Genomic DNA, 23597 nt, shown 5'->3' with positions numbered 1-23597 from the left:
CGCTCCGGAGGCGGCGAGTGGTGCGACGTGCTTTGTTGACCGTTAATCCATTGCCACCACGCGCCGGGCTCTGCTGCACTGCACGCCACCACGTCGTCACCGAGCGAGGAGCACCGATGCGCACAGCGTCCATGTCCACCCAGGAAGCAACCCGCCCCATTCACAAGGACATGACGCCCGGTGCACTTGCTCAACCTCGGCATTCTCGCGCACGTCGACGCAGGTAAGACCAGCCTGACCGAGCGGCTGCTGCACTCCGTCGGAGTGATCGACGAACTCGGCAGCGTCGACTCCGGCAGCACCCGTACCGACACCCTCGCGCTGGAGCGGCAGCGCGGCATCACCATCAAGTCCGCCGTCGTCTCCTTCCCGGTCGACGACGTGACCGTCAACCTTGTCGACACCCCCGGCCACCCCGACTTCATCGCCGAGGTGGAGCGCGTGCTCGGCGTGCTCGACGGCGCGGTGCTGGTGATCTCCGCCGTCGAGGGCGTCCAGGCGCGGACCCGCGTGCTGATGCGCACGCTCCAGCGGCTGCGCATCCCGACCCTGCTCTTCGTCAACAAGATCGACCGGCGCGGCGCCCAGGGGGAGACGCTGCTGCGGACGATCTCGCGGCGGCTCACCCCGGCCGTCGTCCCGATGGGGCACGTCGAGGGACCCGGCACCCGCGAGGCCCGCTTCGTCCCCGGCCTCGGCCCGGCCGCGCCCGACGTCCTCGCCGACCACGACGACGACCTGCTGACCGCGTACGTCGAGGACACCCTGTCCTGCGACCAGCTCTGCGGGGCCCTCGCCGCCCAGACCCGGCAGAGCCTCGTGCACCCGGTGTACTTCGGCTCCGCGATCACCGGAGCGGGCGTCGACGCGCTCATCGGCGGCATCAAGGAACTGCTGCCCGCCGCCGGAGGCGACCCCGAGGGACCGGTCTCGGCCACCGTGTTCAAGGTCGAGCGGGGACGGGCGGGGGAGAAGGTGGCGTACGCGCGCGTGTTCTCCGGCACGCTCCGGGTACGGGACCGCGTCCCCTACGGCGACGCCCGCGCGGAGGGCAGGATCACCGCGCTCAGTGTCTTCGACCAGGGCACGGACGCCCGTGCCGACGCCGTCCCCGCGGGCCGGATCGCCCGGTTGTGGGGGCTGGCCGACATCAGGATCGGCGACGCGCTGGGGGAGCCTCGCAGGACCCACGGGCACTTCTTCGCGCCGCCGACGCTGGAGACCGTCGTCGTGCCCGGTCCCGGTGCCGGCGGCGGCACCCTGCACCTGGCCCTCACCCGGCTGGCCGAGCAGGACCCGCTGATCGGGCTGCGCCACGACGAGGTGCGGCAGGAGATCTCCGTGTCGCTGTACGGGGAGGTGCAGAAGGAGGTCGTGCAGGCCACGCTCGCCGACGAGTTCGGGCTGGCCGTCACCTTCCGGGAGACCACCCCGCTGTGCGTCGAACGGCCGGTGGGGACGGGGACGGCGGTGGAGTTCGACAAGGAGGACGGCAACCCCTTCCTCGCCACGGTCGGCCTGCGCGTCGACCCCGCGGCGACGGGCTCCGGCGTGGACTTCCGGCTGGAGGTGGAGCTCGGCTCGATGCCGTACGCCTTCTTCAAGGCAGTCGAGGACACTGTCCGGGAGTCGCTGGGGCAGGGCCTGCACGGCTGGCAGGTCACCGACTGCACGGTGACCATGATCCACTGCGGGTACTCGCCCCGGCAGAGCCACGCCCACCAGGGCTTCGACAAGAGCATGTCGAGCACCGGGGCCGACTTCCGCGGCCTGACCCCGCTCGTGCTGATCGAGGCGCTGCGCCGCGCGGGCACCCGGGTGCACGAGCCGATGCACCGCTTCCGCGTCGAGGCGCCCGTGGACACGCTCGGCGCCCTGTTGCCGGTGCTGGCCGGGCTGAGGGCCGTACCGCGGACGACCCTCACGCGCGGATCCGTCTGCGTCCTGGACGGGACGGTCCCGGCGGCCGGGGTGCACGCGCTGGAGCAGCGGCTGCCGGGACTGACCCGCGGCGAGGGCGAGGTGGAGACCGCCTTCGACCACTACGCGCCGGTCACCGGCGGCACGGTCCCCGAGCGCCCGCGCACCGATCACAACCCGCTGGACCGGAAGGAGTACCTGCTCAACCTCACCCGCCGGGTGGGCGGGTGAGGTGACAGACGGGCCGTCAGCTCGCCGACGGCCCCGTCCAGTCGGCCGGCACATGGCCCAGGCGGACCCGCTGCGGATGGTCGCCGACCGGGACCGACGTCACCTTCCGCCCGGTGGCGAAGTCGATGGCCGTGACCTGGTCGGCGCCGCTCTCGGAGACGACGCAGCTCCTGCCGTCGCCGCTGACCGTGGCCCAGTAGGGCTTGGAGGCGGTGACCAGCGGGCCCTCCCGCAGGCTCGCGCGGTCGACGACGGTCGCGTAGTCGTCCATGGTGCTGGCCACGCACAGCCTGGTGCCCTCGGGGTTCATCGAAAGGCCGTGGTGGCGCGAGTCGTTGACCCAGGTGGTGCGGTCCTCGCTGGTCGCCGGGTTCTTCGGCAGCGTCTTGACCCGGGTGAGGGTGTCGGAGGCGACGTCGTACTCCAGGAAGCCGTTGAAGAACGACACCTGGAAGTACAGCTTGGACTCGTCGGGGGAGAAGACCGCGGGCCGTACCGCGTCGGAGAAGTTCTTCAGGCCGATCGCGTCCAGGCGCGGGCGCATGTCGATGGTCCGGACCTGTTTGTACGTCGTCGCGTCCGCGACGGTGATGTGCCGGTCGCCCTTGGTCCAGTCCCAGAACGGGTCGTCCAGCGCGGTGTTGACGTCCCCGATGGACATGTTCCAGATGTACTTGCCGTCCTTGGTGAAGATGTTCTCGTGCGGCTTGTCGCCGGTGGCGAACGAGCCGAGCTGCCTTCCGGTGCCGATGTCCAGGACGTGCACGGTGTTCGCGGTGGAGGCGGAGACCGCGACCCGGGTGCCGTCGGGGGAGACGGCCATGTGGTCGGCGCGGTAACCGGCCACGGGGAAACGCCAGTTGATGCTCCCGCTGGACAGGTCCACCGACACGACGTCGGCGAAGCTGGGCCGGGAGACCACCACGGACCTCCCGTCCGGGGTGGAGTACATGTCGTCGGCGAACTGGTCGTGGCCCTCGCCGACGCTGTTGCGGATCGCCTGGAAGTAGATCCACTTGATCGGGTCGGCGTTGATCTCCGCGATCCGCCGGGCCTTGTCGGGGACGACGTTCACACGGCCGATCCTCGTGAAGTCGCCGGTGGACTTGATGACATCGGCGGTTCCGTCCCAGTTGTTGCCGACGAACAGGACCTCCCGCAGCCCGGCCGGGTCCTGCGGCGCGGCGGTCACGGTGGCGGCGGGGGCGGTGAGGGTCAGGGCGAGGGCGGCGGCCACGGAGCAAAGGTGCCTGGTTCTGACAGCAGGCATGACTGCTCTCTCCTCTGTGATGGGGAGCCGGGAATCTGAACACCAGCGCTTTCACAGTCAACTTACTGAAAAGTAAGGAGGGGATCGCCTACTCCACAAGACCGCGTACACGACAAAATTGGAGCGGGCGTACGAGGGAGGGGATCGTGGTGGGCAGGCTGAGGGCGCCGACCGGCCGCTACGGCGGCAAGTCCGCCGCCGAGCGACAGGCCGAGCGGCGCCGCCGGTTCCTCGATGCGGCGCTGCGACTGTTCGGCGACACCCCCGGCTACCGCGCGACGACCGTCGCCGCGCTCAGCGAGGCCGCCGGACTGTCGACCCGTCAGTTCTACGAGGAGTTCCGCACCCTCGAGGACGTCCTGGCCGCCCTTCACCTCGAGGTCAACGCCTGGGCCGAACAGGCCGTCCGGGACGCCCTCGTCGAGGCCGGGCAACTGCCGCTCGCCGAACGCGTCACCGCCCTCTTCCGCGCCTACGCCGCCAACGTCACCGCGGACCCGCGCCGGATCCGCGTCACCTTCGTCGAGGTCATCGGCGTCAGCCCGCGCCTGGAGGAGCAGCGCCTGGAGCGCCGGTCCCGCTGGGTCGACCTCATCTGCGCCGAGGCCCGGGCCGCCGCCGAGTGCGGCGAGGCGGCGCCCCGTGACTACCGGATCGCCGCGACGGCCTTCATCGGCAGCGTCAACGGCCTCCTGCACGACTGGAGCGCCGGCTGGGTGGAGGCGTCCCTGGACGAGGTGGTCGACGAACTGGTCCGTCAGCTGCTGGCCATCCTGCGGCCACCGGGTTGGGCGGAGGACAGCTACTGACCGGCGAGCCGGTCGACCGCGTTCAGCACAGGTGCGACCCCGTCCTCCTCGCGGATCCGGACGCCCAGGGCCCGCGCCCGCTCCCGGTGGAGGGAGTCCCGGGTGGCCCGGACGAGAGCCGCGGCGAGGGCGTCCGCGGTGAGTCCCCGCAGCGGGACGGCGCACGGTGCCACGCCGAGGCCGACGAGGCGCTCGGCCCAGAAGCCCTCGTCGAACTGGACGGGCACCGGCACCGCGGGGACGCCGGCGCGCAGCCCGGCCGCGGTCGTGCCCGCCCCGGCGTGGTGCACCACGGCGGCCATCCGCGGGAACAGCGCGGAGTGCGGGACCTCGCCGATGGTCAGCACGTCCTCGCCGGCCGCCGCCAGCCCGGCCCAGCCCCGCTGGATCACCCCACGCAGTCCGGCCCGGCGCAGCGCGCGCACGATCGTGTCACTGAGCCGGCCGGGGTCGGGCACGGTGGCGCTGCCGAGGCCGACGAACACCGGGGGAGGGCCCGCGTCCAGAAAATCCCGTACGCCGTCGGGGAGCTGGGCGTAGCGGTCGTACGGCCACCAGTACCCGCACACCTCGAGTCCGGGCCGCCAGTCGCGCGGCCTGGGCACGACCAGCGGGCTGAAGCCGTGGTACGCCGGCCGGCGCTGCACCCGGCGGATGCGCCGTCCGGTGCCGGCACGGGCGCGCGGCAGCCCCAGCCGGGCCCGTACTGCGGGGACGGCCGCCGAGAAGACCCGCTCCACGGCCAGGTTCACTCCGTGCCCGGCGAGGCGGTTCGCGGGCGCTCCCCAGTGGCCACCGCCGAGCAGGGGCGGGGCGAACTCCCGTGTGGGGGAGAGGGGTTGCAGATGCGCGCCCATGCTCGGCAGCCTCAGCGCCTCGGCGATGACGTGCCCGACCGGCCCCAGCGAGCCGGCGAGCAGCAGCATGTCGCTCTTCTCGGCCGCCGCGATCAGGTCGTCCGTCATACGGCCGATGGCCGCCCGCACCAGCCCCACGGCCCGCAGCATCCTGCCCGCGTCGGTGGCGCTGCGGTGCAGTTCGCGTCCGCGCGCGGACTCCAACTCGGCCCGCGGGTCCACCGGCAGCGGATGGAAAGCCAGGCCCGAGCCCGCGACCAGCGGCTCGAAGCACCCGTGCGTGACCAGGGTGACCTCGTGCCCGGCGAGGGCCAGGCCGTGCCCGAGTCCGGTGAAGGGGGCCACGTCGCCCCGGGAACCCGCCGTCATGATCGCTACGCGCACGTCGGCCAGTATGGCGGCGCCCCCGCCCGCCACCCGTGAACGACCCGAGAGGTGTCGGACCCCTTCACCCTGTCACGGCCGATGTCCCATGCCGGGGACGTAACGCGGTACAGCGCCTGGCCTCGCTGATCACACCCCGAGCTGCCGGGCGGCGGCCCGCACCGTCTGCTCCAGCAGCGTGGCGATCGTCATCGGACCGACCCCGCCCGGCACCGGGGTGATCAGCGCGGCCCTCTCCACGGCGGAGTCGAAGTCGACGTCGCCGACGTTGCCCGGGTTGTAGCCGGCGTCGATCACGACGGCGCCCGGCTTGACGTCCTGGCCGCGGATCAGTCGCGGCCGGCCCACGGCGGCGACGACGACGTCCGCCTCACGGACCGCGGACGACAGGTCGGCGGTGCGCGAGTGGCAGTACGTCACCGTCGCGTCCCGCGCGAGCAGCAGCATGCCCACCGGCTTGCCGAGGATCGCGCTGCGGCCGACCACGACGGCGCGCCTGCCGCTGAGCTCGACGCCGTACTCGTCGAGCAGCCGCAGGATGCCGCCGGGCGTGCAGGAGACGAACCCCGGCAGGCCGAAGCTCATCGTCGCGAACGAGGCGAAGGTGACTCCGTCGACGTCCTTCTCGGGTGCGATCGCCTCGAACGCGGCCCGCTCGTCGATGTGGTCGCCGACCGGGTGCTGGAGCAGGATGCCGTGCACGGCGGGGTCCTCCGACAGGGACCGCAGCGTGCCGACCAGCTCCTCGGTGGTGGTTCCGGCAGACAGCGCCACATGGCGGGAGTCGATACCGGCCTTGCGGCAGCGGTTCTGCTTCATCCGCACGTAGGTGACGGAGGCGGGGTCCTCGCCGACCAGCACCGTCGCGAGGCAGGGCACCGTGCCCGTGCGCTCGGTCAGTGCGGCGGCCTGCTCGGCGGTCTCCTCCACGACACGGCGGGCGAGCGCGGTGCCGTCCATCAGACGGGCCTGGGACATGATCACTCCTGGGCGTTCGACGGATCGCCCAGGCGCGCGGCTCAAACACTCTGCGTGGACCGCTCCCCGGTGGTGCTCCACCTCAGCGCCAGTCACGGCCCCGCGTCAGCCTAGCCGAACGGGCCCGCCGCGGTCGACGTACACGCGGCGTGGCGCGGTGCGGGCGGGGCCGGGCCGCCCGCAGGGCCGACCGGAGCAGGGCGGCGGACGCCAGCCGGGACGCCGCCCGTGACTTCCGGAACCCGGCCGAGTGGGATCCGCCCAGGCCCGCGCGGGCGGAGAAGGTCCAGGTCAGCCGGGAGCTGACCTGGAACCTCGCGGCCTTTCTCCCTACTCGTCCCATGCCTGGATCATGGTCTGATCGGCGATCTTGCCGTCGCGCAGCGAGACCATGGACTCGGCGAGGACACGGACGCCGTCTCCGTACTCGCAGGACTCGATGTAGGCGGCGTGGTCGCCCTGCATGACGCACTGCTCCAGCTTGTGGGTCATGTCGCGGCCGTAGATGTCGTTCAGCATCGAGCCGATCTCGTCGCGCCCGTGCAGGACCTTGGGGTGACTGGGCTGGGTGTTGCGGTCCACGATGCGGATCTCCGCGTCGTCCGCGTACAGCGACAGCAGCGTGGACGCCGTGTCTCCTTCGATGCCGCGGCGCAGCGTATCGGTGTCGAAGGCGGGGCTTGACCTGGTAGCCATGGGTGACCTCCTAGGAGGGCCGCGGCTCAGGAGGAGCGGGCCGCGACGGGCCCCCCTTCGAGGCTCCTCCGCCGCCGCGGGCAGGGCAAACGCAGCACGGACGCCGCGCCCGGCGGAGGCCGGGGGCGTGCCGTCGCGGGGCGCAGACCGCCGCGAAACCGGCAGAAGCGACCCGTCCCGGTGCCTTACTGATCAGTCACGCGTAGGGTCGGGTGGGACGGACACCGCTCGATGGAAGGGAACAGCACCATGGCGCAGGAAGTGCGCGGCGTGATCGCGCCCGGGAAGAACGAACCCGTGCGGGTCGAGACGATCGTCGTGCCGGACCCGGGGCCCGGCGAGGCCGTGGTACGGGTCCAGGCCTGCGGCGTCTGCCACACCGACCTGCACTACAAGCAGGGCGGCATCAACGACGAGTTCCCGTTCCTGCTCGGTCACGAGGCCGCGGGCGTGGTGGAGTCGGTCGGCGAGGGGGTCACCGACGTCGCGCCCGGCGACTTCGTGATCCTGAACTGGCGGGCCGTGTGCGGCAAGTGCCGCGCCTGTGAGCGCGGGCGGCCCTGGTACTGCTTCGACACCCACAACGCGCGGCAGAAGATGACGCTCACCGACGGCACGGAACTCTCCCCGGCCCTCGGCATCGGCGCCTTCGCCGAGAAGACCCTGGTGGCGGCCGGCCAGTGCACCAAGGTCGACCCGTCCGTCTCCCCGGCGGTGGCCGGCCTGCTGGGCTGCGGCGTGATGGCCGGCATCGGCGCGGCGATCAACACCGGGAACGTCGGCCGCGGCGACTCGGTCGCCGTCATCGGCTGCGGCGGCGTCGGCGACGCGGCGATCGCGGGGGCGTACCTGGCGGGCGCGGCGAAGGTCATCGCCGTCGACATCGACGACCGCAAGCTGGAGACCGCCCGCACCATGGGCGCCACGCACACGGTCAACTCCAAGGAGACCGACCCGGTCGAGGCGATCCGCGAGCTGACCGGCGGCTTCGGCGCCGACGTCGTCATCGAGGCCGTGGGCCGCCCGGAGACGTACAAGCAGGCCTTCTACGCCCGTGACCTGGCCGGCACGGTCGTCCTGGTGGGCGTACCGACGCCGGAGATGAAGCTGGAGCTGCCGCTGCTGGACGTCTTCGGGCGCGGCGGTGCGCTGAAGTCGAGCTGGTACGGCGACTGCCTGCCCTCCCGGGACTTCCCGATGCTCATCGACCTGCATCTGCAGGGACGCCTGCCGCTGGACAAGTTCGTCACCGAGACCATCCAACTGGACGAGGTGGAGAAGGCGTTCGAGCGGATGCACCGCGGCGACGTGCTGCGCTCGGTGGTGGTGCTGTGATGGCCCCGCGCATCGAACGCCTCGTCACCTCCGGGCAGTTCACGCTCGACGGCGGCACCTGGGACGTCGACAACAACGTGTGGATCGTCGGCGACGACCAAGAGGTGGTCGTCATCGACGCCGCCCATGACGCTCAGGCCATCGCCGAGGCCGTGGGCGACCGCCGGCTGACCGCGATCGTGTGCACCCACGCCCACAACGACCACGTCAACGCGGCCCCCGCCCTCGCCGACCTCACCGGCGCGACGATCTGGCTGCACCCCGACGACCTGCCGCTGTGGAAGCAGACCCACCCGGACCGCGACCCCGACGAGCATCTGGCCGACGGCCAGGTGATCGAGGCCGCGGGCGCCGACCTGACGGTCCTGCACACCCCGGGCCACGCCCCGGGCGCGGTCTGCCTGTACGACCCCGGGCTCGCCACCGTCTTCACCGGCGACACCCTCTTCCAGGGCGGGCCGGGCGCCACCGGGCGCTCGTACTCCAGCTTCCCGACGATCATCGACTCGATCCGCGACCGCCTGCTGACGCTGCCACCCGAGACGAAGGTCCTCACCGGCCACGGCGACTCCACCACCATCGGCGCCGAGGCCCCGCACCTTCAGGAGTGGATCGCCCGCGGGCACTGACGGGCACGGGCCGCACGAACCCGAAAACCGCTCGTGCGGCCCGCCCGCAGCGGATCCCCGACGATTCGCCCGCAAAAGACGACAGGAGATGTCCGGTTTCCCCGGCACCCTCGATGACGGCAATCGCATCGACGGAAGACGCACAGGAGGCCGGACATGCCGGGTCCGCTTCAAGGCAAGGTCGCGCTGGTCGCGGGAGCGACGCGGGGAGCGGGACGGGGAATCGCGGTGGAACTCGGCGCGGCCGGTGCCACCGTGTACGTCACCGGACGCACCACCCGCGCCCGCCGCTCGGAGTACGACCGCCCCGAGACCATCGAGGACGCCGCCGACCTGGTGACCGAGGCCGGCGGCCACGGCATCGCCGTACCCACCGACCACCTGGAACCGGACCAGGTGCGCGCCCTCGTGGACCGCATCGCCCGCGAGCAGGACCGACTCGACGTCCTCGTCAACGACATCTGGGGCGCGGAGCACCTCTTCGAGTGGGACACCCCGGTGTGGGAGCACGACCTCGACAAGGGACTGCGGCTGCTCCGCCTCGCGGTGGAGACACACGCGATCACCAGCCACCACGCCCTGCCCCTGCTGCTGCGCCGCCCCGGCGGCCTGGTGGTGGAGATGACCGACGGCACCGCCGAGTACAACCGGGACACCTACCGCGTCAACTTCTTCTACGACCTAGCCAAGGCGTCCGTCCTGCGCATGGCCTTCGCCCTCGCCCACGAACTCGGCCCGCGCGGCGCCACCGCCCTCGCGCTGACCCCCGGCTGGCTGCGCTCGGAGCTGATGCTCGACCACTTCGGGGTGACCGAGGACAACTGGCGCGACGCCCTGGACCAGGTCCCCCACTTCGCCATCTCCGAGACCCCTCGCTACGTGGGCCGCGCCGTCATCGCCCTGGCCGCCGACCCGGACGTGGCCCGCTGGAACGGCCGGTCCCTCTCCAGCGGCGCCCTCGCCCGGGTCTACGGCTTCACCGACCTGGACGGCAGCCGCCCCGACGCCTGGCGCTACCTCACGGAGGTCCAGGACCGGGGCGGACCGGCGGACACGACCGGCTACCGGTGACCGCGCACGCCGTCTGTTCGCGTGATCGTCCGCCGCAGTAGGTTCGGCGCATGACGGACAGCGGGCGGTTCGACGGGCACGGGGTTCTCATCACCGGAGCGGGGCGGGGCATCGGCGCGGCCACCGCGCGAAGGCTGGCCGAGGAGGGGGCCGGGGTACTGGTCACCGACGTGGACGGCGACGCGGCGGAGGAGACCGCGGCGGCCCTGCGCGAGCGCGGCCTCACGGCGCGGGCGCACGCGGTGGACGTCGCGGACCGCGAGTCGGTGGAGGCGGCGGTGGCCCACGCCGTCCGCGCCTTCGGCTCACTCGACGTCCTGGTCAACAGCGCGGCCCACTGCTCACCCGACACCCCGCTCTTCGAGGACGGCCCGGACGAGGCGTGGGCCCGCGACCTCGACGTCACCCTGACCGGCGCCTACCGCTGCTGCCGCGCCGCCCTGCCCCACCTGGCGGCAGGCGGCCGGGGCGCGATCGTCGGCATCGGCTCGGTCAACGGCGTCCAGGACTTCGGCAACCACGCCTACAGCGCCGCCAAGGCGGGCCTGGCGTCCCTCACCCGCACCCTCGCCGGACACGCCGCCGCCCGCGGTGTCCGCGTCAACCTCGTCATGCCGGGCACGGTACGCACCTCGGCCTGGGAGGGCAGGGACGCCGAACTCGACCGCGTCCGGACTCTGTACCCCCTGGGCCGGGTCGGAGAGCCGGAGGACATCGCCGCCGCCGTGGCCTTCCTCGCCTCCCGCGACGCGGCCTGGATCACCGGCACCACCCTGACCGTCGACGGCGGCCTCACCGCGGTCAACGCCGGCTTCCACGCGGCCCTTCGGACCACTTGAACCCACGGGCCGGAGCCGGTCGGATGTCACCGTTTCATCTCGGCGTGAGGAGCCTCGCAACCAGTGTCCCCCGCCAAGGGTCTAGGTGTCCGAAAGCGCAGGAACGCACCAAGGGGGAGAGTCGTCATGAGGGACATGGGCAGACGGGGAGCAGTCGCACTGGGCGTCACCGGACTGGTGGTTCCGCTCACACTGACGCTCGGTGCCGCGCCGGCGCAGGCGGCGAGTTGCACGACGCAGGCCGGGCCGTACCAGAAGCAGGTGGAGAAGTTCCTCGGCCGGCCGGTCGACGGGCGGCAGTCGGCCGCGGACTGCAAGGCGATACGGGCCTTCCAGAACAAGCACGGCATCACACCGAACATCGGCTACGCGGGTCCCGTCACCTGGGGCGTGATGGACCTCATGAACAAGCAGAAGGCCGTGGGCAACAAGCCCAACAAGGCCGGCAAGTGCCCGGTCAACAAAGGCCGGATAGCCTGTGTGAACCTCACTCTCCAGCTCAGCTGGATCCAGGACGGCAGCCGGCTGGTCTACGGACCCGTGCCGGTGCGCACCGGACGCAAGGGCTACCAGACCCGCACCGGCCTGAAGAAGATCTACTGGCGGCACATCGACCACGTCTCGACCCTCTACAACGTGCCCATGCCGTACAGCCAGTTCTTCGACGGCGGCCAGGCCTTCCACTCGGTCGGCCTGAGCATGTGGAACCCGCCCGGCTCGCACGGCTGCGTCAACATGACGCCGAAGGACGCCAAGAAGTACTGGTCGCTGCTGAAGAAGGGCGACGACGTGTACGTCTACGGCCGCAAGCCGGGCACCTGAGCGTGAGCGGATGCCGGTGCCCGGTGGCGATTGAATCGCGAACTACCGCCGGGCTCCTGCCGAATTGACGTGATGAGCAACACGGTCCGATATGCCCGTATCGCTCGTACTTATTCACAGCGCCTTCACTTCGATCGGCATATGCTTCACGGCATGTCCACCACTGTTGAGCCCGTTTCCGAGCGATCGGCCGCGGAGGTCAACGAGGAGATCCGGGCCCTGTGGCTCCGGTCGGGCGGGACACTGACCAGCGAGCAGCGCGAGGAATACCAGCGCCTCGTCCTGGAGTGGGCCACAGCCGCCCACCTCCCGCTCAGGGCCGCCTGAGCCACTTCTCCTCCACGGCCACCGTCGCAGCATCGGATCATCCTCCCAGGGCACCCATGAGCGAACGGGTGCCCTTCTCGCACTGTCCTCCGCCCTCTGCTACGGCCTCGTCGTCCCCCAAGCTCTCGGCTTCGCTCGAGCAGGGAGGTGCCCCCACCATGGGCGGCATGCTGTCCCGCCGCACGCACTTCGCCGCCGTCACCCTCCTCGGCCGGCTCGGCGGGCTGCTGCTCGCCGTCGCGGCGGCCCTCCTCGTCCCGGCCCACTCCCTGTCGTCGGCCGATCTGTGCTGGGGCGGCCTGTCCGGCGTAGGCAGCGGCGCGGCCATGCTTCTGCTCAACCGCGGGCTGACCCGCGGTGCGATGAGTGTCGTGGTGCCTGTGAGCGCCGTCACCTCCGTCGCCCTGTCCGTGCTGTGCGGGGTCCTCGTCCTCGGCGACCGGCCCACGCCCCTGGCCTGGACGGGCATCGCCGCCGCGGTGCCCGCGCTCTGGCTGGTCTCCGGCGGGAGTCCGGGTGCCACCCGCGGCCGGGGCACGGCGGACGGCCTGCTGGCGAGCGCGGGAGTCGCCGTGCAGTACCTCGCGCTCGCGCAGGCCGGGCCGTCGAGCGGGCTGTGGCCCGTGGCGGCGGGCCGCCTCGCCGCGGTCGCCGTCCTGCTGCCCGTCGGCGTACGGCGCCTCCGCATACCCCCGGTACGCGGGGCCCAAGGTCTGCTCATCGGCGCGGGCGCCGCTCTCGCCCTGATCCTGTACCTGCTGGCGACCCGCCTGCAGGTGCTCGCGGTCGCCGTCGTCCTCGCCTCGCTGTACCCGGCCCTTCCCGTGGCACTGGGGCTCGCCGTGCTGCGCGAACGGGTCACTCGGTGGCAGGTGGCCGGTCTGCTGGGCGCGGCGGCGGCCACCGTGCTGCTGACGCTGGGCTGACCGCCGTACAGGCGGTCGGCTCTGGTCAGCCCCAGGTCGCCGAGTAGTACCGCTGGTAGGCCTTGCGGTCCTGCTCCGCGCGGATGTAGCGGGTGGCGACCAGGGCGATCAGGCTGCCGGCGATGATCAGGAGACCGGGGCCGACATTCTTGGGGTCGGAGAGGCGGGAGAGCAGGGTGGTGCCATCGGTGATGCCGGTGACCGGGGCGGAGGAGCCGGGGGAGACGGCGCCGGGGGCGACGGCGCTGTGGGTGGCCTCCTCGGAGGGGGCGTCGGAAGGAGTCCCGGCGCCCTCCTGCGGGGGCGCCACGATCAGCTTCACACCGAGCGCGGTCAGCGCCTTGGTGACCGGCTGGAAGAACGTCGTACCGCCCGTCGTGCAGTCGCCGCTGCCGCCCGAGGTCACCCCCAGGGCGATGCCCTCGGAGAACAGCGGGCCGCCGCTGTCACCCGGCTCGGCGCACACCGTCGTCTGGATCAGGCCGGTGACGGTGCCCTCGGGGTAGTTCACGGTCGCGTTGAGGCCGGTCACCTCGCCGTCGCGCAGCCCGCTCGTGCTGCCGCTGCGGAACACCCGCTGCCCCACGGCCGGATCGGCCGCCCCCGTGATCCGTACGCCGTTGCCGCCGCCGATCGCCACGATGTCGGCGCCCTGGCCGGCGCTGCCGGAGGCGTACTGGATCAGCGAGAAGTCGCCGCCCGGGAAGGACCCCTCGACGGTCCTGCCGAGCTGCTGGGTGCCCTGGTTGTCGGCGAACCAGATGGACCCCGTGGGCCCGCAGTGCCCGGCGGTGAGGATGAAGTCGCTCTGCCCCTTGGTCACGTTGAAGCCGGCCGAACAGCGCCCGCCGGTCGACAGCATGGGCAGCGCCCCGTTGAGGCGGGTGGTGAAGGTGCCCTGGGCGCGCTGCATGTGCACGAAGCCGCCGATGCCGTCGGCGACCTTGGTCATCCGGGCCCAGTCGGCGGCGGAGACGGTGCTGTCGGCCTGGACGGTCACCCGGTTGGTGCGGTAGTCCATCACCCAGGCCGTGCCCGGCACGCGCGGCGCGGCGCGCAGGGTCGCGGTGGCCGCCTTCAGCTCGTTCATGCTGTGCCGTACGACCTTCGCCTCGGCGCCCGCCCGCCGCACCTCGGCCGCCGCCCTCTCGTCGGTCACGGCGACGACCGGCCGCCCGTCGGCGCCGATCCAGCTGCCCGCCGTACGGGAGGTACCGAGCCGTGCCGCCAGGTCGGCGCCCGTGCCGGCGGCGGCCGACTGCGCCGAGCCGCGTACGGCGGCGGGGGTACCGGGAGTCTCACTGGCCATCGCCGCCTGCGTGACCATCGCTCCTCCCAGGAGGAGTCCCGCGACGGCCGTCAGCCGTGTCACTCGCCGGACGACCCGTCGTCGTGCGTGCCTCATGCCTGGCTCCCGAACCCCGGATACACCGTCTCAACACCGCGGGGCACTCCGGTCGTCGAGCGCCCTTCCTCCATACGTGGCGCGGCGCGGCCGTGTTCAGCGCGCGGGTGATCTTCTCCCGCGCGCCCGGTCAGCGGGTGACCGGCGCCCCGGAGCCCAGTCGTCAGGCGCACGGCCCGAGGCGGGCCCAGCTCGGGGCGTCGCCCCAGACGGAGGCCGCACCGACGTAGGGGCGCAGCAGGGAGGTGAGGGCCGGGTCGCCGTGCCCGTTCAGCTCGTCGGAGGCGATCTTGCGGGCGACGCCCGCGAGGAAGTCGGCGAGCTGCACCCGCGGATCCTGCCGCGAGTCGACGAGGACCAGCCCGTCCAGCGTGACGCCGCGCTGCCGGGCCGTCCGCAGGATCCACTCGACGCGGTCGGGAGTGAGCATGTTCTGCTGGTCGTGCACGAGCCGCACACCGTGCCCCGGCGCGCTCCACTGCGCGGCCGTACGGAGGATCGCGGGCAGCAGCGGATTGAGTACGGGGATCAGGGCCGGCCCGGCGGCGACCCGGGCCCGGTAGGCGCCGGCGCGCTCGCGGCCGTCGGCGAGCCGCCCGAGAACCGCCGCGGCCGGCGCCGGAGCGTCCGCGCGCCGCAGCACCTCCACGGCGGCGAAGAAGGCGTCCACCGGATCCTCGGGCTCCCCGTCGCTCCGGGCCCGCAGCAGGCGGTTGGCCGCGTGCAGGAACCGCCGCCAGCCGTCCTCCTCGAAGGCATCCCGTCCCGCGCCGAACAGAACGGCCGCCTCCGCCGGATCGCCGAGCAGCAGTTCCAGGGCCCGGTCCACCACGAAGAACGCCTTCTCGGTGAGGTCCACCCGGGCGTGCCCGTACAGCGGCCCGGCGGGGCAGAGCACCCACTCCAGGACCGCCCGGTGCTTCTCCCGCAGCAGATGGGTGGCCTTGTACTCCTCCGCGGGCGAGCGGATCCGGTTCCGTATCTCCCGCACGCACCCGGCGGCGCACTCCATCGGCAGCTCCACACTGGCGTGCGCGAAGACATCGGTGTTCCCGTTCGTCAGGTTCTCGCCGTCCGACCCCGACTCGTCACAGGCGACCTCCCGGACCCCGTCCCGCCTCATCCGCTCCGCCCCGTCCTCGCCGTACCAGGTCACGACCAGGATCCCGCACGAGACACGTGCCGGTCCTCCCCATTCGGCGCGGCACCGCGAGCGGCGACGCCCGCGCCTAGACTGCCGCGCATGGACGACACCCTGGTGGAGCGGCTCGGGGCCGGGAAGTATCTGCTGGTCACCAGTTACCGCAGGAACGGCACGCCGGTCGCCACCCCGGTGTGGGTGGTGCGCGACGGTGACGCGCTCGGCGTGTGGACGGCGGCCGGCTCCTGGAAGGTCAAGCGGATCCGCAACCGCGCCGACGTCCTCGTCGGCCCCTGCGACCTGCGCGGCAACCCCACCGGCGAACAGGTGGCGGCGAAGGCGGAGATCTGCGACCCGGTCACCACCGCCCGCTACCGCGATCTCATCGCCCGCAAGTACGGCGTGCTCGGCCGCCTCACCCTGCTGGGCAGCCGGCTGCGCCGCGGCGTCGAGGGCACCGTCGGGATCCGGATGACCCTCTGACCCGGGCGGCAGGAAGAACGCCCGTACAGCAGGCGCCCCGCGTGGCAGCCGCCGGCCGGCGTACCCGCTGGGCTAGTCTGCGGGCGCTGCCGACACGACGGAGCTGGTGCGGTGAAGGAGATCTGGGCCACGGGCCGGAGGGCCGGGCAGTGGCTCACCGGCCATGCCGGCTGGTGTCTGGCCCTCTCCCTGGCCGTACACGTCCTCGCCGTCGTCACCCACCCGACGCACCCGCTGGACCTGCGCGTCTACCGCGAGGCCGCACCGCACGTGCTGTCCGGGGGCCTGTACGACTACGCGCTGCGGACCGCTCCGCCCATTCCCCGGCTCCCGTTCACCTACCCGCCCTTCGCCGCACTGCTGTTCCTGCCGCTGTCCCGCCTTCCGTGGGCGGTGCTGGTCGCGCTCTGGCAGACGCTCTCCGTGGCGGCGCTGCTCGTCGTCGCGGTGTGCGCGGTGCGGCTGCTGGGCCCGCGCCCCGGCGTCGTCCGGGTACGGGAGCGCGCCCTGCTCTGGGCCGCCGCCGGGCTGTGGCTGGAACCCGTGCGGCACACCCTCGACCAGGGCCAGGTGAACCTGCTGCTGGGCGCCGTCGTCCTGTGGGGCCTGGCCGTGCCGCGCGCGGCGGTGGGCCGGGGAGCGGGCGTGGGGCTGTCGGCGTCGGTGAAGCTGACCCCGGCCGTCGGCGGACTGTACCTGCTGGCGACCCGGCAGTGGCGGGCGGCGGCGTGGGCCGTCGCGACCGCCGCCGCCGCGACGGCCCTGGCCTGGTGCGTCGCTCCGCGCGAGTCGGCACGCTACTGGTCGGCGCTCGTCACGGACACCCGGCGCGTCGGCCCGGCCTGGTCGGTGCGCAACCAGTCCCTGCGCGGGGCGCTCGGCAGACTGCTCGGCCAGGACACCGCCGCCTCCATGGCCTCCTGGGTGGCGCTCGCCCTGGTGACGGCGGCGGCGGTCTGGGCCGTGCGCGCGGCGGTACGACGGCACGACCTGCTCGGCGTCCTCGTGACCGTGGAGCTGTACGGGCTGCTGGTGTCCCCCGTCTCCTGGAGCCACCACTGGATCTGGTGCCTGCCCGCCATGATCTGGCTGGCCCACGGCCCCCTCGGGCAGCGCCTGCTCAGCCGGATCACGCTCGCCGTGTGGGCGCTGGTGACGGTCACCCGAGTGGTGCCGTCCCTGATCCGCGCCGAGGACCACCAGGCGGCGCACCCCGGTGCCTATCCGGCGTCGCTCGCCTGGCCCGGTTGCGTCTACGCCGTGTGCGCGGTGCTGACACTGGTCGCGGTCGCGCGGGGAAGCGCGGGGCACGAGGGACCGGTCACCGCTTCCGGTGCCGTACCGGAGCGGAACCGACGGGCGGATCCCTCAGGCGTCAGCATCGGTTGACGGCGCGTCAGGTCCAGGCGCGGTACGGCTCGTCGATCAGCTGGAAGACGGGCTCGCCGCGCACCGGGTCCTTCGCCGTGGACAGCCGGACCCGGTCGCCGCCGTGGATGCCGATGGGCGGGCCCATGACCCGGCCGCGCACGACGAAGCCCTCGCCCATCTCGATCAGCGACACGTTCCGTGCGGCAGGGGTGTTGCGGTGCACCACCGTGGAGTGGCGGACCGTGCCGACGCCCTCGCTGCGCTCGGTGCGCAGTTCGCTGCCCCGGCAGACCGGGCACAGCAGCCGGTGGTACACGGCGGTGCCGCACCAGGTGCAGCGCTGGAAGTACAGGGCCTCCGTGTCGCGGAACCCGGGCTCGAGAAGGCCGGTCGCAAGGCCTGCTGCCGGACGAACGGCGTCTCCTGAGTGGTGGTACACGCTGGTCAACTCCCTGCGCTCGGCCGGAAATCCCGCGTGCGCGGCGCACCCGTGCACGCATGTGCGCGGTTGTCCGTACCACCGTGCACGGCCTCAGGGTATGGCACTCAGTGCCACTCGTAAAGATGCTCGATGGTTCTGAATTGCCGTCAGTTCCGGAGGGACCGGCCTCTGCGTCGGTGTCGGAGGAAGAGCCGAGGGTGGGGGCATGGCGTCCGGAATGAGCATGGATGGCACTCAGTGCCGTCCATGGTGAGCGTCAAGTGCGGCAGGGGCAAGGGAGCACCCGCCGCAGTAACCTTTCTGCACCCTCGCCGCCCCTCCGCCCTCCGCCCTGCCCGCCGGTCACCACGCCCCAGGAGCCCCCATGCCCTCCGCACGCCCCCGTCTCCTCTACGTCACCGACCTGGCGTACCCGGCGCGCGGGCGCCGCTACTGCGACGAGGACATCCGCCTGACCTCCCGTCTGCGCGAGGACTTCGACCTGGCCCTGTGCCACCCGAGGGACGCGGCCGCGCTGATGGACGCCTTCGAGGCCGTCGTCGTCCGCAACAGCGGGCCCGTCCTGGAGTACCGGGACGCCTACGACGACTTCAGGGCCCGGGCCCTGGCCCGCGCGACGCCGGTCTACAACCCGCTCACCGGCCGGGCGGACATGGCCGGCAAGCAGTACCTCCTCGACCTGACCGCCGCCGGACACCCGGTCATCCCCACCGTCGACCGGCCCGAGGACCTCGACCGCCTGCCCGCGGCCGGCCGGTACGTGGTCAAGCCCAAGCTGGGCGCCGACTCCATAGGGCTGCGCACCGTCACCGCCGACGAGCTGCCCGGCCTCGCCGACGGCACCGTCCTCGTCCAGCCGCACATCGACTTCGCCCACGAGGTCTCGTTCTACTTCGTCGACCACGACTTCCAGTACGCCCTGTACGCCCCGGACCCGGGGCGGCGCTGGGAGCTGCGGCCGTACGAACCCACCCGCGAGGACCTGGAGTTCGCGCGGCGCTTCATCGACTGGAACGGCCTCGGCCACGGCATCCAGCGTGTCGACGCCTGCCGCGCTCCCAGCGGCGAGCTGCTGCTGGTCGAGCTGGAGGACCTCAACCCCTACCTGTCCCTGGACGCCCTCGACGACACCCGAAGGGACGCCTTCGTCGCCGCGCTGAAGTCCTCCCTGCGCCGCTTTCTCGCCGCCACCGGCCCAGCCGCCGGCCGGTGAGGACCGGAGCCCCCTGAACCGGCGGCGCGGCAGGCACGTATCACTCCTCGGGACGGGGCCCGTGCGCACGGACGGAAGGAGTGCCAAGTGTCGACACCGCCGGGACGCGGAGAGCCGTACGGCGGGCCGCCCCTGGAGCCGGTCCGGGTCGTACGGCCCCGACGCACCGACGCCCTCGCGGAGCTCATCAGGGAGTTCAAGGAGGCGCAGGAGTCGCAGCGCAACGCCGGCGACCACCAGGGCGCGGCGCCGCCGGCGCCACCCGCTCCGCCCACCGGACCCGTGGAGGACGCGACCGAGGAACTGCCGCCCGTGCCGCCCGTGCCGCCCCCGGGTCCCGCGCCGCGGCGGGCACCGGACCAGGCCCTCGCCGGGGCGGGCCGCGGACCGCGCCGGGCCGCCGTCGCGGTGGCCGTCGCCGCGGCCGCCCTGACCGGCTTCGGCTGCGCCCTGCTGCTGCCGGCCAGGGGCGAGGCCGGCGCCGCACCGGCCGTGCGGCCGTCCGACAGCGCCTCCGCCGCCGCACCCGCCGTGACCCCCACCGCGACGGTCACCGCCACCGTGTCGATCGACCCGGACGGCCCCGGCACCCTGCGCGAGGGCGACACCGGCCCGGACGTCACCGAACTGCAGCAACGCCTCCTGCGCGTCCCGGACGTCTACCGCGACGGCTCCACCAGCGGCCACTACGACAGCACACTGAAGGCGGCCGTGGCCCGCTTCCAGCTCTGGTACGGCATCAGCGGCGACGAGACGGGCGTCTACGGCGACGACACCCGCCGCGCCCTGGAGTCCCGTACGACGCTTGACGGCGGGTGAGACGGGCAGACGCCACCGAGGTGTGCTGAGCTGGTGCCACCCAGCGGCTGCGGCGGACGGAGCGGGACGGGAATGACGGGCCGGAACACGTTCATCGAGCGGCTGAACCCCGACATGTGCGTGGTGACGGCCGAGGCGGGTGGGGAGCGCGCCGGCTGCCTGGTCGGGTTCGCCTCGCAGTGCTCCATCCAACCACCGCGGTTCGTGGTGTGGCTGTCCAAGGCCAACCGGACCTTCCGGGTGGCCGAGCACGCCGACCACCTCGCCGTGCACCTGCTCACCCGGCGGCAGCACGCGCTGGCCGCCCTGTTCGGCGGCCGCACCGGCGACGACGGCGTGGACAAGTTCGCGGACGTGCGCTGGACGGAGCGGCGCGGCGGGGCCGTCGTACTCCAGGACGCGCCTGCGTGGTTCGTCGGCCGGGTGGTGCTGCGCCTGGACGCGGGCGATCACGTGGGTTTCGTGCTCGACCCCGTGGAGTCGGGCGGCGCGGACGGCCCGGGCGGGCCGTCGCTGCGGCTTCAGGACGCGCTCGACATCTCACCCGGGCACCCGGTCGACTGACCTGCGCCCGGACGCGCCTACGCCTGCTGCGTGGGCGCCCGGATGTCCAGGACGCAGACGTCGTCCCGGCGTTCGCCCTCCAGCATCGTGGCCAGCAGCGGTCCCAGCGAGCCGGGGATGTCGGTGCGGTGGGCCGAGGCGGCCTCGGCGAGCCGCGCCAGGCCCCACTGGATGCCCTCGCCGGGCCGCTCGACCAGGCCGTCGGTGTAGAGCAGCAGCCGGTCTCCCGGCTCCAGTCGGCACTCCGCCTCCTCGAACACCGGGTTCCTGCTCGCCCCGAGCAGCACACCGCGCGGGCGCTCGAGGTAGCGGGGCTCGCCCCGGCGCAGCAGCAGCGGTGGCGGGTGGCCCGCCTGGGCCCAGATCAGGAGGCGCTCGGCCGGCTTGTAGCGGGCCAGCACGAGGGTGGCCGTGCCGTGGGTGTCGCGGGAGTGGATCAGCAGGGTGTTCAGCCGGGCCAGCGCGCCCGTCAGCGAGGAACCGGTGAAGATCATGCCCTTGGCGGTGAAGCGGAGCTGGGCCATGGTGGCCACCGCGTCGATGCCGTGCCCGGCCACGTCGCCTATCACGAACAGCGCGTCGCCGCCCGGCAGTTCGATGGCGCTGAACCAGTCACCGCCGACGTTGATCCCGGACTGGGCGGGCAGATAGGCCACGTCCACCAGCAGCCCCGCCAGGCGCACGGGCCGGCGCGGCAGGGGCAGCAGCGCGTGCTGCAGCCGGCCCGCCAGCATGCGCTCGGCCTGCAGGACCCCCCGCTGCGCCAGGACCGCCCGCTCGCTCTCGACCAGGGCGAGTTCGGCGCTGCGCTGCGCGGTGAGGTCCTGCACGAAGCCGTGCACCTGGACGGGCCTGCCCTCGGCGTCCGGAACGGCCTCGGCGACGGCCCGCAGATGCCGTACCCCGGCCGCCGTACCGATCCGGAAGGACGTGTCGAACGGCTTGCCCTCGGTGACCAGTTCCCGCACGACCCGGGCGAGCACGGGCCCGTCCTCGGGCAGGGCGAGGTCCGGCAGCTCGTGCAGGCGGACCGGGCCGGACTCGGGGGCGCGGTCGAACAGCGCGTAGACCTGGGACGACCAGGCCGCCTCGCGCGTGACGAGGTTCCAGGTGGCCCAGCCGAGCCGGCCGAGGCGCTGCAGGTCCGCCAGGCGCTGTTCCTGCCGGTCGGAGGAGTCGTGCCGCACCACGGTGACCACCAGGGCGCCGCCCAGCCGGGCGGCCCGTGCCGAGTACGTGGACAGCTCCCGGCCGCCGTCCACGAGCTCCTGCTGCGCGAACGGCTCGCCCTCGTAGGGCTCCCCGGTGGTGAGCGTGTCCAGCCAGCCCTGCCACAGCGGCTCCTGGGCGATGGCCGGCCAGCATTCGAGGACCCGCCGGCCGACCAGTTCGCTTCCGCTGCGGCCGACCACGTCGGCGGTCTGCGAGGTGGCGGCGTCGATGCGGTAGTCCTCGACCTCGCCCGACGGCGACCGCACCGGGGTGAGCAGCAGCGTCATGCCCGGCAGGGCTCCGAACAGGGCCTGGACGCCCTCCGCGGCACCGTCCGCGGAGAGCGCCGGAGGGGCGGTGAAGGCGCGCAGCCGGCCGGCGCACAGCCGGGACACGCCGCGCAGCAGCTCCCGGGTGCGCGGGGTGAACGGGCCGGGGCGGTCGCGCAGCACGCCTATGGCCACGTCCGCCGAGTCCCCGCTGAGCACGGGCAGCCAGGCGCGCGAGGGCCACCGGTCGCTCGGATCTCCGATCAGCAGGTACCGCTTACTGTCCTCCGCGGTGTCCTCCAGCCAGAGCTCCTCGCGGCTGCTGAGCGCGTCCCACGCGGCGATCCCGCCGGCCGGCGGCACGTGCCGCCACTGGCCGGCGAGGGTCTCGTCGATGCCGACGTGGCCGATCAGCTCCAGTCCGCCGACGGGCAGTTGCCGGTAGATCATCACCGCGTCGGCGCCGACGGGCGCGGCCAGGTGGTCCAGCAGGCACCGGGCGAGGTCCTGGGGGGTGCCGACCCGGACCAGGGCCCGGCCGAGCACGGCGAGGACGGCGGAGTCCTTGCCGTCGGCCGCGGTGGCCGCCCCGGCGTCGGCGGGTGGGGTCCCGGTGGAGGCCGGTGCGGCGCCGGCGGGCGCAGGGGAGGGTTCAGTGGCCTGCTCCAGCGGGGGCACCAGGCTGCCGAGCGTGATCCAGCACTCCTCCATGAGCGTGCGGTTCGCGGCCTTGGACCGCTGCACCAGCTCCTCGTGCGCGGCCTCCGGGGAGCAGCCGGTCAGGGCCATCAGCGCCCCCTTGGCCCGCTCCAGGACGGCCGAGGTCGCCGCCAGGTCCTGCAGCCGGTCGAGCTCGGCACGCTGCCTGGCCACCACCTTGGCCATCGCCGTCATGTCGGGTACGGCGCCGGCCTCCCCGGGGAAGGCGGGTTCGCTGGTCACGCGACGAGCATCGCACATACCGGGCGGTTGGATCACCGGGTTGCCGGTCCGGATCTGTGTGGGGGTGCGCGGGCCGGGGTCTGCGTGGAGGTGTGCGGGGGGCTGTGGCGGCTGGATCCGGGCGCGCCGTGCCGGCCGGAGCCGGGTGAGGTCGGGGTGGGCGAAGTCCCGGCGCGGGTTCTCCCGGTTCTCGATCTCCGCGTCGACGGCCGCCTGGAGTTCGTCGCTCCGGTCCTCCTCGGCCGTGCCCGGCCCGCCGGCCGGCGCCCGCAGCGCGACGGACTGGAGCTTCTCGCGCAGCGCGGGGTGCGTCGGACGCACCCGGCCGCGCCCGACGCGTTCGAGTACGGTCCCGCGGTCCCGACACTCCGGAATGACGGCTTCCGGATTCTTGGCGGGCGGATGGATACGCGCCCGCCGCAGGGGAACCCGCCGCTGGGAGAAGATCCCCACCGACACACGAGGAGCAGGTGTGCCATGACCGTCCCCGAGGAGAACCGGCCCAAGACCGACACCACCGACGAGGTGCTGGAGAACCGGCAGGAGGACAAGCCGAAGGGGCGGGGCGCCACCGGCCGCACGATGCGCGAGGCGATGGAGGAGGCCGAGATCCGCCCCGACGACTTCGAGGAGAAGTGACCC

At 73.1% G+C, this 23597-nt stretch carries 23 protein-coding genes and 1 riboswitch; of the genes, 15 read left to right on the top strand and 8 right to left on the bottom strand.

The window, feature by feature from the left end; genetic code table 11:
• The first annotated feature begins 180 nt into the window (after nucleotides 1-180).
• A complete protein-coding gene (locus ACX25U_RS01365; RefSeq protein WP_454388282.1) occupies nucleotides 181-2151 on the top strand; it encodes a GTP-binding protein in 1971 nt (656 codons plus the stop codon).
• 16 nt (nucleotides 2152-2167) lie between these two features.
• Here the strand turns inward: ACX25U_RS01365 and ACX25U_RS01360 are convergent, their stop codons facing one another.
• Nucleotides 2168-3421, bottom strand: coding sequence for a YncE family protein (locus ACX25U_RS01360; RefSeq protein ID WP_454388281.1), 1254 nt, complete (start codon nucleotides 3419-3421; stop codon nucleotides 2168-2170).
• A 146-nt stretch (nucleotides 3422-3567) separates the two neighbouring features.
• Here ACX25U_RS01360 and ACX25U_RS01355 point away from each other — a divergent pair, with 146 nt between their 5' ends.
• Nucleotides 3568-4230 carry a TetR/AcrR family transcriptional regulator gene (locus tag ACX25U_RS01355; protein WP_454388279.1) on the top strand — a complete coding sequence of 221 codons (663 nt, stop codon included), beginning with the start codon at nucleotides 3568-3570 and terminating at the stop codon, nucleotides 4228-4230.
• On the opposite strand, the gene ACX25U_RS01350 is transcribed toward ACX25U_RS01355, so the two are convergent.
• The 3 genes from ACX25U_RS01350 to ACX25U_RS01340 form a co-directional block, all read right to left on the bottom strand.
• A complete protein-coding gene (locus ACX25U_RS01350; protein ID WP_454394754.1) occupies nucleotides 4224-5456 on the bottom strand; it encodes a glycosyltransferase in 1233 nt (410 codons plus the stop codon). The genes ACX25U_RS01355 and ACX25U_RS01350 overlap by 7 nt on opposite strands.
• 144 nt (nucleotides 5457-5600) lie before the next feature.
• Entirely contained in the window at nucleotides 5601-6449 is an 849-nt protein-coding gene (locus tag ACX25U_RS01345; protein ID WP_454388278.1) for a bifunctional 5,10-methylenetetrahydrofolate dehydrogenase/5,10-methenyltetrahydrofolate cyclohydrolase, read from the bottom strand.
• Between the two features lie 19 nt (nucleotides 6450-6468).
• Nucleotides 6469-6555, bottom strand: a riboswitch (ZMP/ZTP riboswitch).
• Nucleotides 6556-6779: 224 nt separating this feature from the next.
• Complete coding sequence (locus ACX25U_RS01340) at nucleotides 6780-7145, bottom strand: nuclear transport factor 2 family protein (protein WP_454388276.1); 366 nt, start codon at nucleotides 7143-7145, stop codon at nucleotides 6780-6782.
• Nucleotides 7146-7394: 249 nt separating this feature from the next.
• Here ACX25U_RS01340 and ACX25U_RS01335 point away from each other — a divergent pair, with 249 nt between their 5' ends.
• From ACX25U_RS01335 to ACX25U_RS01305, 7 genes are all read left to right on the top strand, one after another.
• The gene (locus ACX25U_RS01335) at nucleotides 7395-8480 is read left to right on the top strand and encodes an S-(hydroxymethyl)mycothiol dehydrogenase (protein WP_454388275.1); all 1086 of its coding nucleotides are present in this window, start codon (nucleotides 7395-7397) and stop codon (nucleotides 8478-8480) included.
• Complete coding sequence (locus ACX25U_RS01330; protein ID WP_454388273.1) at nucleotides 8480-9109, top strand: MBL fold metallo-hydrolase; 630 nt, start codon at nucleotides 8480-8482, stop codon at nucleotides 9107-9109. The genes ACX25U_RS01335 and ACX25U_RS01330 overlap by 1 nt, the downstream gene beginning before the upstream one ends.
• A gap of 156 nt (nucleotides 9110-9265) precedes the next feature.
• On the top strand, nucleotides 9266-10180 hold the full coding sequence (locus tag ACX25U_RS01325; protein WP_454388271.1) for an SDR family oxidoreductase: 915 nt from the start codon (nucleotides 9266-9268) through the stop codon (nucleotides 10178-10180).
• A gap of 50 nt (nucleotides 10181-10230) precedes the next feature.
• Nucleotides 10231-11019, top strand: coding sequence for an SDR family NAD(P)-dependent oxidoreductase (locus ACX25U_RS01320; protein WP_454388269.1), 789 nt, complete (start codon nucleotides 10231-10233; stop codon nucleotides 11017-11019).
• A 126-nt stretch (nucleotides 11020-11145) separates the two neighbouring features.
• Nucleotides 11146-11841, top strand: coding sequence for a L,D-transpeptidase family protein (locus ACX25U_RS01315; protein ID WP_454388267.1), 696 nt, complete (start codon nucleotides 11146-11148; stop codon nucleotides 11839-11841).
• A gap of 141 nt (nucleotides 11842-11982) precedes the next feature.
• Nucleotides 11983-12168 (top strand): hypothetical protein, encoded by a 186-nt coding sequence (locus ACX25U_RS01310; protein WP_454388265.1) that lies wholly within the window; start codon nucleotides 11983-11985, stop codon nucleotides 12166-12168.
• 158 nt (nucleotides 12169-12326) lie between these two features.
• On the top strand, nucleotides 12327-13094 hold the full coding sequence (locus ACX25U_RS01305; protein WP_454388263.1) for an EamA family transporter: 768 nt from the start codon (nucleotides 12327-12329) through the stop codon (nucleotides 13092-13094).
• A gap of 25 nt (nucleotides 13095-13119) precedes the next feature.
• On the opposite strand, the gene ACX25U_RS01300 is transcribed toward ACX25U_RS01305, so the two are convergent.
• Together ACX25U_RS01300 and ACX25U_RS01295 are read right to left on the bottom strand one after the other, a co-directional pair.
• Complete coding sequence (locus ACX25U_RS01300; protein WP_454388261.1) at nucleotides 13120-14499, bottom strand: S1 family peptidase; 1380 nt, start codon at nucleotides 14497-14499, stop codon at nucleotides 13120-13122.
• A 163-nt stretch (nucleotides 14500-14662) separates the two neighbouring features.
• A complete protein-coding gene (locus tag ACX25U_RS01295; RefSeq protein ID WP_454394752.1) occupies nucleotides 14663-15622 on the bottom strand; it encodes a DUF3800 domain-containing protein in 960 nt (319 codons plus the stop codon).
• Between the two features lie 120 nt (nucleotides 15623-15742).
• Between ACX25U_RS01295 and ACX25U_RS01290 the strand changes: the two genes are divergently transcribed.
• Nucleotides 15743-16123 carry a PPOX class F420-dependent oxidoreductase gene (locus tag ACX25U_RS01290; RefSeq protein WP_454388259.1) on the top strand — a complete coding sequence of 127 codons (381 nt, stop codon included), beginning with the start codon at nucleotides 15743-15745 and terminating at the stop codon, nucleotides 16121-16123.
• Between the two features lie 111 nt (nucleotides 16124-16234).
• On the top strand, nucleotides 16235-17512 hold the full coding sequence (locus ACX25U_RS01285) for a glycosyltransferase 87 family protein (RefSeq protein WP_454388257.1): 1278 nt from the start codon (nucleotides 16235-16237) through the stop codon (nucleotides 17510-17512).
• 7 nt (nucleotides 17513-17519) lie between these two features.
• Here ACX25U_RS01285 and ACX25U_RS01280 read toward each other — a convergent pair whose 3' ends face one another.
• Nucleotides 17520-17933: a Zn-ribbon domain-containing OB-fold protein gene (locus tag ACX25U_RS01280; RefSeq protein ID WP_454388256.1), complete on the bottom strand. Its 414-nt coding sequence runs from the start codon at nucleotides 17931-17933 to the stop codon at nucleotides 17520-17522.
• 367 nt (nucleotides 17934-18300) lie between these two features.
• Between ACX25U_RS01280 and ACX25U_RS01275 the strand changes: the two genes are divergently transcribed.
• The 3 genes from ACX25U_RS01275 to ACX25U_RS01265 all read left to right on the top strand — a co-directional run bounded on the left by ACX25U_RS01275 (nucleotide 18301) and on the right by ACX25U_RS01265 (nucleotide 20532).
• Nucleotides 18301-19149, top strand: coding sequence for a hypothetical protein (locus ACX25U_RS01275; protein ID WP_454388255.1), 849 nt, complete (start codon nucleotides 18301-18303; stop codon nucleotides 19147-19149).
• An 87-nt stretch (nucleotides 19150-19236) separates the two neighbouring features.
• Nucleotides 19237-19968, top strand: coding sequence for a peptidoglycan-binding protein (locus ACX25U_RS01270; RefSeq protein ID WP_454388254.1), 732 nt, complete (start codon nucleotides 19237-19239; stop codon nucleotides 19966-19968).
• Nucleotides 19969-20040: 72 nt separating this feature from the next.
• A complete protein-coding gene (locus tag ACX25U_RS01265) occupies nucleotides 20041-20532 on the top strand; it encodes a flavin reductase family protein (protein WP_454388252.1) in 492 nt (163 codons plus the stop codon).
• Between the two features lie 17 nt (nucleotides 20533-20549).
• Here the strand turns inward: ACX25U_RS01265 and ACX25U_RS01260 are convergent, their stop codons facing one another.
• Nucleotides 20550-22907: a SpoIIE family protein phosphatase gene (locus ACX25U_RS01260; RefSeq protein WP_454394750.1), complete on the bottom strand. Its 2358-nt coding sequence runs from the start codon at nucleotides 22905-22907 to the stop codon at nucleotides 20550-20552.
• A gap of 525 nt (nucleotides 22908-23432) precedes the next feature.
• Here ACX25U_RS01260 and ACX25U_RS01255 point away from each other — a divergent pair.
• Nucleotides 23433-23594, top strand: coding sequence for a hypothetical protein (locus ACX25U_RS01255; protein ID WP_454388250.1), 162 nt, complete (start codon nucleotides 23433-23435; stop codon nucleotides 23592-23594).
• Nucleotides 23595-23597 lie beyond the last annotated feature (3 nt).

The organism is Streptomyces sp. JNUCC 63, assembly GCF_054366325.1.
The sequence above is the reverse complement of the archived record's forward strand: the minus strand, read 5'-3'. Positions and strand labels throughout refer to the sequence as shown.

Bases quoted from the DNA above. Each gene is read 5' to 3' on its own strand.
- ACX25U_RS01350 (WP_454394754.1), bottom strand. From the start codon at position 5,456: ATGACGGCGGGTTCCCGGGGCGACGTGGCCCCCTTCACCGGACTCGGG.
- ACX25U_RS01340 (WP_454388276.1), bottom strand. From the start codon at position 7,145: ATGGCTACCAGGTCAAGCCCCGCCTTCGACACCGATACGCTGCGCCGC.
- ACX25U_RS01260 (WP_454394750.1), bottom strand. From the start codon at position 22,907: ATGACGGCGATGGCCAAGGTGGTGGCCAGGCAGCGTGCCGAGCTCGAC.
- ACX25U_RS01345 (WP_454388278.1), bottom strand. From the start codon at position 6,449: ATGTCCCAGGCCCGTCTGATGGACGGCACCGCGCTCGCCCGCCGTGTC.
- ACX25U_RS01265 (WP_454388252.1), top strand. From the start codon at position 20,041: ATGACGGGCCGGAACACGTTCATCGAGCGGCTGAACCCCGACATGTGC.
- ACX25U_RS01305 (WP_454388263.1), top strand. From the start codon at position 12,327: ATGGGCGGCATGCTGTCCCGCCGCACGCACTTCGCCGCCGTCACCCTC.
- ACX25U_RS01275 (WP_454388255.1), top strand. From the start codon at position 18,301: ATGCCCTCCGCACGCCCCCGTCTCCTCTACGTCACCGACCTGGCGTAC.
- ACX25U_RS01315 (WP_454388267.1), top strand. From the start codon at position 11,146: ATGAGGGACATGGGCAGACGGGGAGCAGTCGCACTGGGCGTCACCGGA.
- ACX25U_RS01360 (WP_454388281.1), bottom strand. From the start codon at position 3,421: ATGCCTGCTGTCAGAACCAGGCACCTTTGCTCCGTGGCCGCCGCCCTC.
- ACX25U_RS01295 (WP_454394752.1), bottom strand. From the start codon at position 15,622: ATGAGGCGGGACGGGGTCCGGGAGGTCGCCTGTGACGAGTCGGGGTCG.
- ACX25U_RS01335 (WP_454388275.1), top strand. From the start codon at position 7,395: ATGGCGCAGGAAGTGCGCGGCGTGATCGCGCCCGGGAAGAACGAACCC.
- ACX25U_RS01320 (WP_454388269.1), top strand. From the start codon at position 10,231: ATGACGGACAGCGGGCGGTTCGACGGGCACGGGGTTCTCATCACCGGA.
- ACX25U_RS01325 (WP_454388271.1), top strand. From the start codon at position 9,266: ATGCCGGGTCCGCTTCAAGGCAAGGTCGCGCTGGTCGCGGGAGCGACG.
- ACX25U_RS01290 (WP_454388259.1), top strand. From the start codon at position 15,743: ATGGACGACACCCTGGTGGAGCGGCTCGGGGCCGGGAAGTATCTGCTG.
- ACX25U_RS01310 (WP_454388265.1), top strand. From the start codon at position 11,983: ATGCTTCACGGCATGTCCACCACTGTTGAGCCCGTTTCCGAGCGATCG.
- ACX25U_RS01330 (WP_454388273.1), top strand. From the start codon at position 8,480: ATGGCCCCGCGCATCGAACGCCTCGTCACCTCCGGGCAGTTCACGCTC.
- ACX25U_RS01300 (WP_454388261.1), bottom strand. From the start codon at position 14,499: ATGAGGCACGCACGACGACGGGTCGTCCGGCGAGTGACACGGCTGACG.
- ACX25U_RS01255 (WP_454388250.1), top strand. From the start codon at position 23,433: ATGACCGTCCCCGAGGAGAACCGGCCCAAGACCGACACCACCGACGAG.